This window comes from Acetomicrobium sp. S15 = DSM 107314, assembly GCF_016125955.1.
Classification (GTDB): Bacteria; Synergistota; Synergistia; order Synergistales; family Thermosynergistaceae; genus Thermosynergistes; species Thermosynergistes pyruvativorans.
This window is the reverse complement of the sequence record NZ_JADEVE010000388.1, coordinates 55,500-71,598: the sequence shown is the minus strand read 5'-3', so window position 1 is coordinate 71,598 and position 16,099 is coordinate 55,500. Positions and strand designations below refer to the sequence as shown.

The following is a 16,099-nucleotide window of genomic DNA, read 5'->3' as shown; positions in this document are numbered from 1 at the left end:
AGTCTCTCCTCCCACATATTGTAAGATAACGGCGCTTGCTCTAAAATGCCTCTTGATTGGAGGTTTGTCAATGATAAACGAGTTTGTCGTCTTGGTCACCGGCGTGGTCCAGGGCGTAGGTTTTAGGCCCTTCGTAGCGAGGCTGGCTCACAATCTCGGGCTCTCCGGAAGAGTGAAAAACACTTCCTCCGGCGTCGTGATCATAGTCCAGGGGAGCGAAGACGGGATAAATGAGTTCTTGAGGAGGCTCAAAGATGAGCATCCTGCTATCGCCTCGATACAAAAGATCACGATAGAAAGCAAAAAACAAATCGCAATAGAGGAAGCTGACCATTCCTTCGCTATCGAACAGAGCGAACGACAAGATAGACAAGAGGTCCTAATTCCCCCAGACATAGCTACCTGTGACGACTGTCTGAGGGAGATGGACGACCCATCTAACAGGCGCTACCGCTACCCTTTCATCAACTGCACAAACTGCGGCCCCAGATATACGATCATAAGGGCGCTCCCTTACGATCGAGCTCAAACGACCATGGCCTGTTTTCCCATGTGCGAGGCTTGCAACGAGGAATACGAAGACCCAGAAGACAGACGATACCATGCTCAACCCAACGCATGTCGTGCCTGCGGTCCAAAAATTTGGCTCGCAGGCCCATACGGAGAGGCCATCGCCACAGGGGATGAAGCTATCGACGTTACCATAGCCGCACTGAAAAACGGCAAGATCGTGGCGATAAAGGGCATAGGCGGATACCATCTCGCCTGCGACCCCACCTCAGATGCCGTCGTCACAAAATTGAGGGAGAGAAAAGGCCGTCCGAGCAAGCCCTTCGCCATCATGGCGGCAGACCTAAACCAGGCGGATGCCTTGGCTTACATCACACCGGCAGCGCGCGAGCTGTTGCTTTCGCCACGTCGGCCTATAGTCATATGTCCTAAAAGAGCGAACGCCAAGATTTCACCGGCAGTCGCGCCAGCTCAGGACACAATAGGCATAATGTTGCCCTATACCCCGATTCACCACCTCATCATGAAGGACATGCCCGCTCTCATCATGACCAGCGCCAATATCTCGGACTCCCCCCTCATTTCGGGAAACAGGGAGGCCTTGAAATCCTTACAAGGCATAGCCGATGCCTTTCTCATGCATAACAGGGACATTTATGTAAGGATAGACGATTCGGTAATGTCCATGGCTGGCAACAGGCCCGTTTTTTTGAGGCGTGCCAGGGGTTACGTGCCGCAGCCGTTCATAGCCGATGACGAGGCGCCGCCGATCTTGGGGGCAGGAGCGGAGATGAAGGCCACGTTTTCGCTGAGCCATGGCCGCCTGATCTTCACCAGCCAATACCTCGGCGATATGAAGGAGCTCCCATCTTTAGCTCTATACGAAGAGGTTTTGAGCCACATGATAGCGCTCTACAATGTGCGCCCCCGTTTTCTCGTCTACGACCTTCATCCTCAGTTCCTCTCCACATCCATCGCTAAGCGATCACTGAGCGGCATAGAGGATTCCCTCCCCGTCCAGCACCATTTCGCCCACTTTGCCGCTTGTCTGCAGGAGAACAGGCACTACGAAGAGGCCATGGGTCTAATAATGGATGGCACGGGATATGGCGAAGACGGAAGCGTATGGGGGGGCGAACTTTTGGCGGGAAGTCTGTCGTCGTGCCGCCGAATCGGACACCTTTTGCCAACTCCGCTGCTCGGAGGCGACCGATCCGTGCTGGAACCTTGGCGCCATGCTTTGTCTTTAATGGCGACGGCCTTGGGCGAAGGCGAAGCCATAAAATGGGCCTCTCGCCTGTGGCCTAAGAAGGAAGAACTGATGCGCCCCGTATTGACATCGGCCAAGGCGTCTCCCATTACGACATCCTGCGGCAGGCTTTTCGATGGAATTGCAGCACTCCTCGGAGTGCGCGATTCGATAACCTACGACGCTCAAGCCGCCATGGAGCTCGAGGCAATGGCCTGCGGGGCCGGAGAATTTGCCCCTTTTTCCGTCGTGGCCCAAAATGAACACATCCTGATCGATTGGCGACCTGCCGTAATATGGACGTTAGAAAGGCTAGGCCACATAGAGCCTGCAAAGATAGCGGCTGCTTTTCACGATGGTCTATCCAAGTCGCTCGCCGAGGCGTGTTCTACTGCGAGCGAAATGTTTGGCCTTAAACATGTAGCTTTATCGGGCGGCACTTGGCAAAACAGGCGGCTTTTTTCTATGACCTGCTCTTTTTTGCGAAGGTTAGGGCTGTTGCCGCTCGTGCATCGCTTCCTGCCGCCCAACGACGAATGCGTATCCTTCGGCCAGGTTGCCGTGGGGATAACTCGCTGGGGTCGCATGGCCAATATAAAGGCGAGGGGAACGCCCTCGCCTATTTTGCCATCCTGATTGTTTTAGCTATACAAGCGTAAAAACGGCTCTCTAAGAAGCCTTCCGCACGCGCGCTGCCTGAGGTCCTTTGTCTCCCTGGACAACGTCGAACTCGACGCTATCGCCTTCGTTGAGGGTCTTGAAGCCTTGCATATCGATGGCGCTATAGTGAACAAACACATCCTTGCCCTCTTCTGTGGTGATGAAACCATACCCCTTGGTGCCGTTAAACCACTTGACAGTACCTCGCATATCCTTGCCTCCTAAAACTTACTGGTTTCTTACGAAGGTGATAGCACCATCGCAAGCCGCGCTACTATATCACTTCCAAAGACCATAGTCAAGCATTTTCGGAGCTCTCATAGCGTTGCAGAGCCAAAACTGCGTTGTGACCCCCAAAACCGAAGCTGTTCATTAACGCCTTTGATATCTTCCCCTCTCTCGCCTGTCCAGCCACCACGGGGATTGGACAATTCGGGTCCTGTTCCTCCAAGTTTATGGTGGGGTGTATGACCCCCTCATCGATGGCGAGCAGGGTGGCGATCGTCTCCAGCGCTCCGGCAGCGCCCAATCCATGGCCGATCATTGACTTGGTTGAATGGACATAGATGGAATCGGCATGGACTCCAAAAAGCATTCGGATGGCCTTGGCCTCCATCTCGTCGTTGAGCGGGGTAGATGTGCCATGGGCGTTGATCAGGTCGACTTCATCCAGCTTCCAACCTGCCATCGATACGGCCAAAGCCATAGCCCTAATAGGTCCCTCGCCGGTAGGATCGGGGGCAGTGATGTGATAGGCGTCGCATGTATTTCCGTAACCGACGAGTTCCGCATAGATATACGCCCCCCTCGCCAAGGCATGCTCCAACTCTTCGAATACTAAAACGCCGGCGCCCTCTCCCAACACAAAGCCATCACGGTCGATATCGAAGGGCCTCGAGGCGCGCTCAGGAGCATCGTTACGAGTGGAGAGGGCCTTCATAGCCGCGAAGCCGGCAACCCCCACAGGCGTTATGGCAGCCTCGGCGCCACCGGCAAGTATGACGTCGGCTTCGCCTCTTTTAATCGCGTGGTAAGCCTCGCCCATCGTGTGGGTCGCGGTAGCACAAGCGGTAACAGCGCACAGATTGGGACCGCGAGCCCCATGTCTTATCGCCACATAGGCCGCTGGCATATTGCTTATCATCATCGGAATAAAAAAGGGGCTGACGCGAGAGGGTCCTTTTTCGACCAACGCTTTTATATTGTCATAGCTCGTGGCAATGCCACCTTCACCGCTGCCCAAATAAACGCCGAACTTTTGAGGATCGAGGCTTCCTACGTCAAGTTTGGCATCCTCTATCGCCATGTCAGCAGCAGCCACGGCAAACTGGATCACACGGTCGCTTCGCCGCGCTTCTTTGCGATCCATCCATTTGTCTGGGGAAAAATCCTTCACCTCGGCAGCAATCCTGACCGGAAACTCGGAGGCATCAAAAAGGGTGATGATTCCAACCCCATTTTTGCCCTCTTTGAGCGCCTGCCAATAAGATTCCTTCCCGATGCCGATGGGGCTCACCACGCCTATTCCTGTGATCGCAACTCTCCTCAAGGAGGTCACTCCTTCGCAATTGAAGAGGCCCCTCTTTCGAATTCGATAACCGCAGAGGGACCTCAAATATACTCTATTCTTCTACACCCAGCTTGCCCTTCACATACTCAAAAGCCTCGCCGACAGTCGTGAGCTTCTCTGCGTCCTCATCGGGAATTTCGATATCGAACTCCTCTTCGATGCCCATTATCAGCTCCACGATATCCAAAGAGTCGGCGCCCAAATCCTCCACGAAGGAGGCTTCGGGTTTTATCTGATCCTCCTCCACATCCAAACGATCCATCACGATCTCCTTCAGGCGCTTCATAACCTCATCAGCTTGCATAGAACATTCACCCCCTTCCTCAGTGCATCGTCATGCCGCCATCTACGGCGAGGATTTGTCCGGTTATGTAACCGGAGTCGTCAGAGGCCAAAAATGCTACAGCTTTGGCCACCTCTTCCGGCGCACCCGGACGACCCAACGGTACTAGCGACAAAAGCCCTTCTTTTATCGGATCATCCAGAGCAGCCGTCATATCGGTGGATATAAAACCAGGCGCCACAGCATTGACGGTTATCCCCCTGGAGGCCACTTCGCGAGCCACGCTCTTAGTGAAGCCAATTATCCCCGCCTTGGCAGCGGCATAATTGGCCTGGCCGGGGTTTCCCATCAACGCAGCAACGGAGCTCACGTTCACTATGCGGCCCCAGCGCGCCCTTATCATATAGCGAAGCGCCTCTTTTGTGCAATAATAGACAGAGTTCAAATTCACCGAGAGCACTTCGGCCCATTCGTCGTCTTTCATGCGCAAAAGTAGATTATCCTTCGTTATACCAGCGTTATTGATCAGAATTGAAACTTCACCCAACCTGAGCGCAATATCTTTGAAGAGCCTCTTTGCCTCGTTCGGATCGGAGACATCGGCACAAAAGGCTTCCGCCTTACCGCCTTCCTTTCCTATCTGATCGACCACTTCCCGCGCTCCAACGGCCGAACTCCGATAGTTTACGGCAACGACATAACCCTTCCTCGCCATTTCCAGAGCTATAGCACGCCCAATCCCTTTACCAGCGCCGGTTACCAGTGCCACCTTACAAGACGAGGCCATTTTATAGACCTCCCTTGATGAAATCAAGGGTCTTCTCCAAATTCTTTAGATCCTTCAGATTGTAGGATTCAACGCCTGAGACGCATCCTTTGAGCAAACCGCTCAAGACGTTGCCGGGAGCCGCTTCAATAAATGCAGAAGCTCCTGAGTTCGCCATGAACTGAATCGAATTTTTCCACAGGACGGGGCTATACGTCTGACGGCGAAGGACATTTTGAATCTCGCCTATATCCGTCACCGGAGTCGCCGTAGCGTTGGCCACCAAGGGCCAAACGGGCCGCCGCCAAGAACATGCCTCAAAAGCCCGCGAGAGCGTATCGGCCACAGGACGCATGAGAGAACAATGAAACGGCGCACTCACCTTCAGTGGGACCGCCCTCTTGGCGCCAGCTTTTTTAGCTGCTTCCATGGCCTCCGCCACTGCGGTAGCATGGCCCGAAATCACAAGCTGTTGGCCTGAATTATAATTGGCCACCTCGCAGACTTTACCACCTTTTGAGGCTGCCTTGCAAATTTCGACAATAACGCTCTCCTCCAATCCTATTATAGCTGCCATCGCACCTTCGCCTACGGGCACAGCCTCCTGCATCAACTGCCCTCTAAGGCGCACCAGCCGCAGCCCCTCCTCCAGGGAAAGCGCCTGAGCTGCAACCAGAGCCGTATATTCGCCGAGGCTGTGTCCAGCCACGAAGAGCGGAGACAACTCTCCTGGAGCCAGAGAGGAGAGAACTTTGAACGAAGCCATGCTGACTGCCATGATAGCCGGTTGGGTAAACTCGGTCTTTTGCAGTTCGGCTTCCGGCCCATCGAAAATCAAGCGACTCAACCGGAAAGAGAGGGCCTCATCCGCCAATTCTAAGACCTCGCGGGCTTCTTTGAACTCGTCGAAGAGCTCCTTTCCCATACCAACTTCTTGGGCACCCTGACCTGGGAAAATAATAGCGTAGGCCATTTCGGCACCTCCAAGCTCAAGCTTCGACCGGCGATAGCAACTGCTTTAGGTTTCTTATAACGTCTTCAGCCTCGGAGAAGATCTCCCTTATGATCTCCGCGGCTGGCTGAATCGATTTCACCAGCGCCGCGCTCTGGCCTGCCATCACAGACCCCCAAACCACATCGCCATCCTTCACCGCTGCTCGCAATCTTCCTGTCCCGAGCTTTTCCAGTTCTTCAATCGGTGCACCGGCCTTCTCCATCTCCTGGAACTTCTGGGTGAGCTTGTTCTTTATGCAGCGCACCGGATGACCGGTAGTGTGGCCGGTCACAACCGTAGAACGATCACGCGCCTTCAATATTTCCCTTTTATAAGCCTCATGGACCGTGCTCTCAGCGGCACAGACAAAGCGCGTCCCCATCTGCACACCTTCAGCGCCGAGCGCAAAGGCGGCAGCTACGCCGCGACCATCGGAGATACCACCTGCCGCTATGACCGGAATTTCCACGGCATCCGCCACTAAAGGAACCAATACCATTGTCGTCATCTCTCCCACATGCCCGCCGGCTTCGGTACCTTCCGCCACTACCGCATCTGCCCCCTGTCGTTCCACCCTCTGCGCGAGAGCTACAGACGCCACGACGGGGATAACGACCGTGCCAAGAGGTTTCAGGCGCTCTATCACCTTGCCAGGGCTTCCAGCGCCAGTCGTCACCACCGGGACGCGATGCCGAGCAGCCAGCTCTATGGCATCGTCGGCCGTAGGGGAGAGCAACATTATGTTCAGGCCGAACCGCTTATCCGTAAGCTCTTTTATTTTCTTCAATTCTTGATCCAAAACCTCAGGAGGCATATTGCCGGCGCCGATCATACCTAAACCGCCCCCGTTGCTCACAGCGGCAGCCAATTCAGCGGTGGCAACCCAAGCCATCCCGCCCTGCAACACAGGGTACTCAACCCCCAATAGCGACGTAACTCTATTTGGTCTCATCTTTTTCACCTCATACCTCAAAGAGGATTGCTCCATAAGTCATACCTGACCCAAAGCTCACGGTCAAAACCAAGTCACCACGCTTAATCTTTCCGCTTTGCAGGCCTTCGTGAAGGGCCACGAAGACAGAGGCCGACGAGGTGTTGCCGTATTTATCCAGGTTCACGATGGTCTTCTCGAGCGGCACATCCATCCTCTTCAGCACCCCTTCTATGATCCGCCAATTGGCCTGATGAAACACCCACCAGTCTATTTTATCAACTGGACAGTCAACATCGCGACAGAAATCTTCCAAAAACGACGGCAGCGTCCTGTTGGCAAATTTGAAGACCTCGTTTCCCTTCATTTGTATGTGATGCAGCCCGGCGTCTATCGTATCGTGAGTTGCCGGATACTGGACAAGCCCACCAAGAAAGGTGATGAGGTTATGCTTCGTTCCATCAGAACGGAGACTTGATGCGATGACCCGGTTCTTTCCATCTCGACTTGCGCCTAACACGGCCGCTCCAGCGCCATCGCCGAACAAGACGCAGGTATTGCGATCCTTCCAGTTGACCAACCTGGAAAGCACCTCAGCGCCTATGACCAAAACGTTATCCCATATGCCAGAAGCTATGCCAGACGCGGCCATAGCTAAGGCATATACACTGCTCGTGCAACCGGACTGAATATCGCAAGCCCCGGCCCGAGAGGCATCGAGCATTCCTTGAACCTTCGGAGCAACGCCTGGGAAGATGCTATCCGGCGTATTTGTAGCTACTAAGACCATATCGATTGCCTCGGGGGGAATAGAAGCATCCCTCAGCGCCTCTATCGAAGCTTTCAAGGCCAAGTCACTCGTCAGCTCGTCTCGAGCAGCAATGCGGCGCTCGCTTATCCCGGTCCTTTCTTTTATCCAGGCATCGCTCGTATCCACCATCTTTTCCAGGTCATGGTTTGTGAGCACGTGCTCTGGCATGTATATACCGGTGCCAAACAGCGAAACGGGCCTACCCTGATAAAGCGGCATTCATACCCCTCCTTGAGCCAACTCCTCTTCGATGCTTTTAAGACAATTCTGCTTTATAAAGTTCCTCGCTACCCTCAACGCGCTCGCGATGGCCGGCGCTTTGGAACGACCATGCGCCTTGATCACGGCCCCTTTGACGCCCAAAAGGGGCGTGCCTCCATATTGTTCGTAATCAAAGCGCGTCCACAATTCCTTCAACATGGGCAAGAAGAAAAAGATGCCCACTTTGGGCAGGAGTCGCTGTCCCATCTCGTCTTTGAACAATGTGTACAACGCTTCACCTGTACCCTCTATGAATTTCAACATGGCGTTGCCGGTAAATCCGTCACACACTATCACATCTGCTGTGCCGAAGGGAATATCCTTGCCTTCCACATAACCGATGAAATTGAGGGAGCTTCTGCTTAGCATCTCTCGCGCCTCGAAGATGACTTCGTCGCCTTTAATCTCCTCCTCGCCGTTGGACAAGAGAGCCACCGTTGGCTTTGGGACGTTCATCACATGGCGCATATACAAGCTGCCCATCTGGGCAAACTGATAAAGATTCAAGGGTTTACATCGAACAGTGGCACCCACATCTATGAGCAGCGTCAGGCGCTTTAAAGCAGGTATGGGAACACCCAGTCCTGGCCGATCTATGCCGGCGATGCGCCCTATGACCAGTATTCCCCCGGCCACTATGGCTCCAGTGTTGCCTGCAGAGATACATCCGTCCGCCTCTCCGCTTCTGACCATCTCCATCGCAAGGCGAAGGCTCGCCTTCTTTTTCTTCCTCATGGCGGCGGCCGGCAATTCGTCCATAGTGATATATTCATCGGTATGGACTATATGAATCCTTCGAAGCACCTGAGGCTCGGCGCCCCCGATTTCCTGTTCTATCAACGGAGCTCGGCCCACAAGGGCTACTTCCAAATCGCTATGTTCTTTGCACGCCAAGATGGCACCGCGGCATATTTCAGAGGGAGCATGATCGCCCCCCATGGCATCGAGTGCAAGCAACAAAACTATCCTCCCCACTCTGCGCTTTTTAGGCGCTTTTCTCTCCGTCCAGCACTACCACGATGAACTTGCCCACAAAAACTTCGCGCTCGTCAACCTTGCTCCTCACGCTTACAATATAGCTGTTCCTCTTGTGAGTGCCGACCTTAGCCCTGGCTACGAGTTTTTCGCCTATTCGCACAGGAGCCCTAAAACGGACGCGCGCTGCGCCAGTCACAACAAGATCTGCCTCTACAACGGCGACAGCAAGTGAACTGGCCTGAGAGTAAATGTGATGGTCGGCTACCATATCTGTATGTCGAAAGGCCATTTCTTTTGTAGGGACCATAACCGAAATGGCCCATGCGTTGGGTTCGAGCGCCAATAGTTCTCCCATCACTTCTTCATGTTTCAACGAGCGCAACCTGCTCCTCGCTTGTTCTATTGCTTTCCGCATACGCTCGCGCAACTCAGGCACCCCAAGGAGCGCCCTGTCCAAACGTATGGTGCTGACGCTGACGCTCAACCTTTGGGCCAGGTCTTCGTCCCTCAATAGCGGATTTTCCTCCAAGAGGCGCAAAAGCTCGTTATGTCTGGTTTCCCGCGTCTCTCTTCGCGCCTTTAGACACCTCCGTCATCTCCAGTTATTATAACCTGGTCATATCAGCAACTATGATTGAGAGTATATGCCAAAGAGGGACTTAGGTCAACCCACCGAAGAAAAAGGGGCACGGGAAAACCCCTGCCCCCAGATCCATACCTATTCTTCTCCTTCTTCCGCCTTCGGGAGGACTTTCCTGCCGCGATAGTATCCGCAGGAAGGACAAGCCTGATACGATTGGATCACCTCTCCGCAATGCGTGCAAGTCGTAACGGCCGGAGCCTTCACAGCCCTAAGCCATTGAGCCTTACGGCTGTGCGTCTTTGAGTGAGAGACATGTCTCTTGGGGAGAGCCACTTTCCATTCCTCCTATTCCTTTTAAGATTAAAACATCTCCTTGTAAAGCTTGAGCGCAGCAAGCCTCGGATCCCCCTCTTCCTCTTTACAGGAACATGTCCCGACGTTGAGGTTCTGTCCGCAGTTAGGGCACAACCCCTTGCAGTCGGGCGAACATAAAACCTTCGGAGGCAGAGAGAGGATAAAAGACTCCCATACCTGTGGGGCTAGGTCAAGCGACTCAGGCCACCAATCCGAATCCAACAGAACCTGAAAGTCTTCCTCGTTCGAGATCTTCTCGCTTCGAAGAAGATAAAGATAGCTGAATTGGGCCTGAATTGCAAGGGAAGTTTCTTCCAAACATCTGCTGCACGGAACGGCGACCTTCGCCGAGAATGTTAATTGAACGCGCAACCCGTCTCCAAGTCTGAAGACTGAAGCGGCGACATCGACCGGCTTGGCGACGGAATAGAAGAGCGACCAATGGTGCACCTCGCCCACAGAAGGGAGCACGGCCTTTTTGAAATAAGGGTCTTCCGCCTTCCCTGTAATGATCGACAGAGCCGGGACGCAGAACTTCCACAGTTCGATCGCTTCCTCGACAGACAACATAATCTCACCGCCTCCCCGTCTTCGTTTTCGCTCATATGCACATCTCTTCATCTAAGCTAATTCGACATCGTGCAAAAACATAGGCCTCGACACATCCGACAAACCCGAAGGGAAATCATATCACGATCGCAGTTTGATGTTAACAGCGTCGAGAGCACACACCGCTCGACGATCAAGCCGACGGTACGTTCACCAATAACACCAAAGCGGAAAGATCGGAGGGGTTGGCAAGCCTATGCAAAAGGTTAGCTCTATACAATATAGAATCACCTTCGCCACACACGACAGGCTTCTGCCCCACAAACTGAAACTCCACTTTCCCTTTGAGGACATGGGCAAACTCCAAGCCGTTGCGTTCGCGAAACTCCCTATCTCTTGAGCCCGGGGCGAGGTTTAAGAGGCACGGCTCGATGAAAAAGACGCGATCCTTGGGCAATAGAAAACGAGATGTGATGCCAAAATCGCAAGGGGCTTCTATCTGCCGCCCCTTGGGAAAGTAAAAGACTTCCTGCTCTTCTTCCTCTGCCAAAAGCTCCGCCAAAGGCATAGAAAAAAAAGAGGATATCTTGTCCAAGACCTTAAGAGAGGGTACAGCTTTGCCGTTTTCCAAAAGACTCAAGAACGAAGGAGAGACGCCGATTTTGGACGCCATATCGCTCAAGCTCAAACCGTACTTGAGCCGCTCTTTGCGAATCCTTTCTCCCATATGCCAATATTTTTCCTTCATCCTGACATTCAAGTCTCCGATATATAGTTTTCCCCAAGCCAAAAGACGGCGCCGGTCCCAGCGGGATAGGCCATCCGAAGCAACTGTTCAGCATGTGCCAAGGCTTCTTCGGATTCGTAGTCGCCAGATAGCATACGCGCTATCTCTCTGATCCTCTGATCGCCGTGTACCTCTTTTATGACAGATTCATCGCGGTCTTTTTGCACAACTATGTGCTGATCCGCCATAGAGGCAATAGTGGCTTCGTGAGTGACGAGGATCACCTGACATCGCCTCGAGAGCTCTTTGAGCTTGTAGCCGGCGAGCAAGGCAGCTCTGCCTCCCAGCCCGGCTTCGACCTCGTCGAAAACGAGGATCGAGGGAAGCTGATCATCGGGAAGCGCAATCTCTAAGGCCAAAAGCAGGCGACTCAGTTCGCCACCGGAGGCGCACTTGCTGACCGGCCCTGTCGTCTCACCGTTTACGGCAAGCAGGAAATTGACATCTTCGGCTCCGGTGGAGCGAACCTTATCCCGTTCGTTTATCTGCACTATAATCCTGAACCCTTCCATGCCGAGCTCGGCGAGCACCGCGTTGACCCTCTCCTCGAGGCGTTTAGCCGATGAGATGCGCATCGATCTCAAGCTCATGGCTAGCTCTTTGACCCTCTTTTTTTCCCCCGTCAAGAGTCCCTGCATCTCTGACGATTTTCCCCTGGTCTCGACCAGCATTTTCATTTCCCGCTCGGCCTCAGCACAGCGTTCTATAAGCTCATCAGCACTTTCTGCCTTGGCCATACGCATGCATTTCTTAAGGCGGCCGAGCTTGGCTTCAAGCCTTTCGCGTTCCTCTTCGAGCTCTGAAAGGCTTTCCTTCGACGCCGCTTCTCGCCCCAACCGCGACAACCTTTGCAGACAATCGACGGCAGAATCTGCAAGGCGTGAGGGTTCTCCGTCCTTCGACGGATCTATGAGAGAGCAGAGCTCGAGGCATGCGCTTTCTACTTCTTCCACTAAGCCGCCTCCTCCTTTGCCGCCGCAAAAACGATTCAAAATGCGCTCCAATCGCTCGCAGCGCCCGATGCGTTCCTCGAGAGAGGTGAGCTCTCTCTCCCACTCCTCCTCGCAAGAAGGATAAAGCCCGAGCGGCATGGCCATATCGATAACGGGAGCCATCCCCTGGAGTCTCTCCTCCGCTTCCTTCCTCCAGCGCCTTAAGACTACCAGCTCCCTTTCGATCTCTATCGCCCTCTCGAAAGCACGCCTCAGGGAATCGCGTAACTCCAACAATTCCTGACCTCCGCACCCATCGACTATATCCATCTGTTTATCGGCAGAGAGTAGCTCAAGTTGCGCGAATTGGCTCTGAATGGCCATGCACGGCGCCATAGCTGCAGCGAGAAGGCTTAAGGGGACGGGTTTTTCCTGTATATACGATTTACTTCCTCCACTCCTGGATACAGTTCTACGGACCGTCCAGCTGTTATCCTGAGGTTGAAGCTCCTCAGGAAGAGCAGGCATCCTGCTGGCAGTAAAAAGGGCAAGCGCTTCGCCTGCCTCTTCCCCGCCCCTCACTGCCGAGCTTTGGGCCCGCCTTCCAGCGATGAGCTCAAGGGCTCTTATGAGACTACTCTTGCCGGAGCCGCTCTCTCCGGTGATGACCGTGAAGCGCCCACTTATCCCTATTGCCGCGCTCCTTATGCCGCCGATGTCTTTTACATATAACTCCTCGAGTGTCATGTCTCACTCTTCAGAGCCTTCGGAATAGCTCTGCCCCCATTGAAATTTATGGCGAAGCAGGTAATAATAATCCCTCTCAGGCAATGTCAAAATTCTGACATATTTATCGGGCGATATAGACACCTCCACCCTGTCGCCGGGCAACAGTTCGTAGCCAAGTTGGCCATCCTGGGTGAGGAATATCTCCCTATGGTCGCCCTTGGGTGTTATAGTCACAACATCGTGCTCCCCCACCACGACGGGGCGAGCATAAAGCGTATGAGCACAGATTGGGGCTAAGACCATCGTCGACAGATGAGGCGGCACAATCGGACCGCCGGCCGACAAGGCGTAAGCCGTAGAGCCTGTCGGAGAGGAGAGTATGAGGCCATCAGCCGGCATGAAGCTCAATAAATGGCCGTTGACTTCAATCTCCAAAAAGATGAGCCTCGCGAAGGCCCCTTTTGTCACCACGAGGTCGTTCAACGCGTAAAGTTCGTGGACCACGCGGTCGCCGCGGATAATCGTGCCCCTGACTGTATGTCGTTCCTCTACGCTTGCTTTCTCCTGCAAAATACTGACGATGTCCCTTTCGGCCTCATCGGGATCTCCAGAGGCCAAAAATCCCAGCCTTCCCGCATTTATGCCGTATAGCGGGATACCCCATTCCAAGACGTAACGCGCGGCGCGAAGGAACGTGCCATCTCCTCCTATTACAACAGCGAACTTCACGAGATTTCTCCATTCATCCTCAGAGACCTCGGAAATGCCGAGGACGCTCGACTCATGAGATGGCGCAAGGAAAGCGACATCGGCTTTGGGCGCCCACGACAGTAACCTGCGCGCAACTTCGAGGGCCATAGGTTTTTGTGTGTTCAAGACCAACCCGATGTAATGCATCTTTTCACCTCGTTGAAGATAAAGCCTCTACAGCTTTTACAACTACAGCATCTAAGTCTAAAGGTGCTGGTCTGCCTCCTTTTTTTAGGAAGAAAAAGAATTCGACATTCCCTTTAGGCCCCTTGATGGGGGAGAAGGTCGCATCGATCAAGGCGAGTTGCGTCTTCGTGTTGATAAAATCGCCGAGCTCGCGAAGCACTTGGGCGTGCGTCTCGGCATCCCTCACGACGCCACCCTTGCCCACCCTCTCGCGCCCCGCCTCAAACTGCGGCTTGACCAGGGCGACCATCTCGCCGTCATCGGGCAAAATATCTGCCAAAGGCGAGATGAGCAGGCGAAGAGATATGAACGAAGCGTCAACGGTAATAAACGTGACAGCCTCGGCGAAGTCATCCCTCTTGAGATATCGAGCGTTCGTCCGTTCCATAGCGATCACGCGAGGATCTTTCCTCAAAGACCAAGCCAATTGTCCGTACCCGACGTCTACAGCGTAAACCCTTTGCGCTCCCATAGCTAAGAGCACCTGTGTAAAACCGCCGGTAGAGGCACCTATATCGGCGCATACCTTCCCTCGAGGCGATGCCGAAAAGACCTTCAGGGCATGGAGCAGCTTGTGTGCCCCCCTGCTCACCCATGGTTCTCTCTTCACGACCTCGACGGCAGCCGTAACCGGAATAAGCATCCCGGCCTTATCTATAGGCTTCCCATCGACGAAGACATGGCCTTCCATTATCAAGGCTTGGGCCTTGCTACGGGTCTCTGCTAATCCCTTATCAACCATAAGCTTGTCGGCGCGCTCCTTAAGGGCCATCGCCGAGGTCATCGCGTCCTCCTAACAATATAATCGGGTAGGTCTTTGAGGAACCGGGCGCGTTCGCCCAAGGACAGTATTGCCTCCTTCGCTTTTTGCGACTCCTCCGATGCCAGCCTCACGGCACCATCCACACCGTATGTAGAAACAAAAGTTGCCTTGCCCTGCTCTGCATCCTTGCCAGGAGTCTTGCCGAGCTCCCTAAGGTCTCCGGTTACATCCAATATATCGTCTGTGATTTGAAAGGCCATTCCAAGATGTGTCCCATAATTGTATAAACATTGCACTGCCTCCGGTGAGGCTCCGCCCAATATACTGCCGGTGGTCAGCGAAGCGCGGATCAAGGTAGCCGTCTTCATGAGGGCTGTCTTCCACACAAGCTCTTCTTTCTTCGTATATTCTTCCATGCCCATGTCCAAGACTTGTCCCCCGCATATGCCGCTCGGCCCCACGGCCTCAGCGAACTCCTTCAAGGCCTTCAATATGACATCTGCGGTATGGCCGAGAGCAGGGAGCTTTTTCAAGGAGTGAGAGAATGCCCAGGCGAGCAACGCATCTCCGGCGAGCAGGGCCATAGCCTCTCCGAAAACCACATGGTTCGTCGGCTGACCCCGCCGCATTGCGTCGTTATCCATACAAGGAAGGTCGTCGTGGATCAGAGAGGCAGTGTGGACCATTTCGAAGGAGACGGCCATCGGCAAAACCATCTCGGCGCTCGCGCCAAAGATCTCAGCCGCCGCCATACACAATGCAGGCCGCAATCGCTTCCCACCCGCCATCAGAGAATAGCTCATGGCCTCTCTCAGGCGGTGAGGCGTAAGATCTTCTTCGGTCAAGACCGCTTCTAAGTGTCTATCGAAGAGCGCCTTATGCCGAGCCATCTGGTCTTCAATATATATGACAATTTCAGCTATATTTTTACTATCTCTGCTCATCTCTTATCGGATTCCACTCCTCTTCCTGAAGGGTCTCGCTGCTCAGTCGCGTTACCCGTTGGCGAGCATCCTTTAGGAAGGCTTGACAAGCTCGCAGGCGGGCTATGCCCTCTTCGAAAAGACTCAAGGCATCTTCCAGCGGCATCGCTTCGCTCTCCAGACGACGAACGATTTTCTGTAACTCTTCCATATCTTGAGTAAACGACATATGAAAACTCCTTCCATATCTGTTTGCCATGGGCACAGACACATGATACAATACATCCGCTCGTTCTATAAGATAGGGAGGTATGGAAGTATGTCGCGCCGCTGTGAGGTATGTGGTCGTGGTCCAGTCACTGGCAACAATGTGAGTCACTCTAACAAACGCACCCGCCGCCGCTGGCAGGTGAACTTACAGAATGTCAAAACGATCGCAGGTGACGGTAGCGTAGTAACAAAGCGGGTCTGCACGCGCTGTTTGCGCTCTGGCCTCGTAAGGCGGGTTACCCCTTAGAGGGGCCCGCCTT

18 protein-coding genes and 1 pseudogene are annotated in these 16,099 nt (G+C 53.8%); 2 read left to right on the top strand and 17 right to left on the bottom strand.

Translation table 11 applies throughout. The annotated features are described in order from the left end of the window. Positions 1–70 precede the first annotated feature (70 nt). Entirely contained in the window at positions 71–2,395 is a 2,325-nt protein-coding gene (gene hypF, locus EZM41_RS11565) for a carbamoyltransferase HypF (protein ID WP_198471216.1), read from the top strand. A 33-nt stretch (positions 2,396–2,428) separates the two neighbouring features. On the opposite strand, the gene EZM41_RS11560 is transcribed toward hypF, so the two are convergent. From EZM41_RS11560 to xseB, 17 genes and pseudogenes are all read right to left on the bottom strand, one after another. After that, positions 2,429–2,629, bottom strand: coding sequence for a cold-shock protein (locus EZM41_RS11560; RefSeq protein WP_198471215.1), 201 nt, complete (start codon positions 2,627–2,629; stop codon positions 2,429–2,431). Between the two features lie 88 nt (positions 2,630–2,717). Further along, the gene (gene fabF, locus EZM41_RS11555; protein WP_198471214.1) at positions 2,718–3,968 is read right to left on the bottom strand and encodes a beta-ketoacyl-ACP synthase II; all 1,251 of its coding nucleotides are present in this window, start codon (positions 3,966–3,968) and stop codon (positions 2,718–2,720) included. A 73-nt stretch (positions 3,969–4,041) separates the two neighbouring features. After that, positions 4,042–4,293 (bottom strand): acyl carrier protein, encoded by a 252-nt coding sequence (gene acpP, locus EZM41_RS11550; RefSeq protein WP_198471213.1) that lies wholly within the window; start codon positions 4,291–4,293, stop codon positions 4,042–4,044. A 19-nt stretch (positions 4,294–4,312) separates the two neighbouring features. After that, the gene (fabG, locus tag EZM41_RS11545; protein ID WP_198471212.1) at positions 4,313–5,059 is read right to left on the bottom strand and encodes a 3-oxoacyl-[acyl-carrier-protein] reductase; all 747 of its coding nucleotides are present in this window, start codon (positions 5,057–5,059) and stop codon (positions 4,313–4,315) included. A 1-nt stretch (position 5,060) separates the two neighbouring features. Beyond that, positions 5,061–6,011: an ACP S-malonyltransferase gene (fabD, locus tag EZM41_RS11540; protein WP_198471211.1), complete on the bottom strand. Its 951-nt coding sequence runs from the start codon at positions 6,009–6,011 to the stop codon at positions 5,061–5,063. 16 nt (positions 6,012–6,027) lie between these two features. Then, positions 6,028–6,984 (bottom strand): enoyl-[acyl-carrier-protein] reductase FabK, encoded by a 957-nt coding sequence (fabK, locus tag EZM41_RS11535; protein WP_198471210.1) that lies wholly within the window; start codon positions 6,982–6,984, stop codon positions 6,028–6,030. A 10-nt stretch (positions 6,985–6,994) separates the two neighbouring features. Then, on the bottom strand, positions 6,995–7,993 hold the full coding sequence (locus tag EZM41_RS11530) for a 3-oxoacyl-ACP synthase III family protein (RefSeq protein ID WP_198471209.1): 999 nt from the start codon (positions 7,991–7,993) through the stop codon (positions 6,995–6,997). Then, entirely contained in the window at positions 7,994–8,995 is a 1,002-nt protein-coding gene (plsX, locus tag EZM41_RS11525; RefSeq protein ID WP_198471208.1) for a phosphate acyltransferase PlsX, read from the bottom strand. 25 nt (positions 8,996–9,020) lie between these two features. Then, positions 9,021–9,587: pseudogene (gene fapR / locus EZM41_RS11520) on the bottom strand (transcription factor FapR); the annotation flags it as partial. 144 nt (positions 9,588–9,731) lie between these two features. Continuing rightward, positions 9,732–9,929, bottom strand: a complete 198-nt coding sequence (gene rpmF / locus EZM41_RS11515; RefSeq protein ID WP_198471206.1) for a 50S ribosomal protein L32 — start codon at positions 9,927–9,929, stop codon at positions 9,732–9,734. Between the two features lie 27 nt (positions 9,930–9,956). Then, on the bottom strand, positions 9,957–10,520 hold the full coding sequence (locus EZM41_RS11510; RefSeq protein ID WP_198471205.1) for a YceD family protein: 564 nt from the start codon (positions 10,518–10,520) through the stop codon (positions 9,957–9,959). A 172-nt stretch (positions 10,521–10,692) separates the two neighbouring features. Further along, on the bottom strand, positions 10,693–11,247 hold the full coding sequence (locus EZM41_RS11505; RefSeq protein ID WP_198471204.1) for a helix-turn-helix domain-containing protein: 555 nt from the start codon (positions 11,245–11,247) through the stop codon (positions 10,693–10,695). An 8-nt stretch (positions 11,248–11,255) separates the two neighbouring features. Continuing rightward, positions 11,256–12,965, bottom strand: coding sequence for an AAA family ATPase (locus tag EZM41_RS11500; protein ID WP_198471203.1), 1,710 nt, complete (start codon positions 12,963–12,965; stop codon positions 11,256–11,258). Positions 12,966–12,968: 3 nt separating this feature from the next. After that, positions 12,969–13,844, bottom strand: a complete 876-nt coding sequence (locus tag EZM41_RS11495; RefSeq protein WP_198471202.1) for an NAD(+)/NADH kinase — start codon at positions 13,842–13,844, stop codon at positions 12,969–12,971. Between the two features lie 4 nt (positions 13,845–13,848). Then, complete coding sequence (locus EZM41_RS11490) at positions 13,849–14,667, bottom strand: TlyA family RNA methyltransferase (RefSeq protein WP_232619340.1); 819 nt, start codon at positions 14,665–14,667, stop codon at positions 13,849–13,851. Next, positions 14,664–15,590 carry a polyprenyl synthetase family protein gene (locus tag EZM41_RS11485; protein WP_198471201.1) on the bottom strand — a complete coding sequence of 309 codons (927 nt, stop codon included), beginning with the start codon at positions 15,588–15,590 and terminating at the stop codon, positions 14,664–14,666. The genes EZM41_RS11490 and EZM41_RS11485 overlap by 4 nt, the downstream gene beginning before the upstream one ends. Then, on the bottom strand, positions 15,577–15,798 hold the full coding sequence (gene xseB, locus EZM41_RS11480) for an exodeoxyribonuclease VII small subunit (protein WP_198471200.1): 222 nt from the start codon (positions 15,796–15,798) through the stop codon (positions 15,577–15,579). The genes EZM41_RS11485 and xseB overlap by 14 nt, the downstream gene beginning before the upstream one ends. Here xseB and rpmB point away from each other — a divergent pair, their 5' ends adjacent. Continuing rightward, positions 15,799–16,086 (top strand): 50S ribosomal protein L28, encoded by a 288-nt coding sequence (gene rpmB, locus EZM41_RS11475; RefSeq protein ID WP_342449314.1) that lies wholly within the window; start codon positions 15,799–15,801, stop codon positions 16,084–16,086. It abuts the gene before it with no gap. Positions 16,087–16,099: the final 13 nt, after the last annotated feature.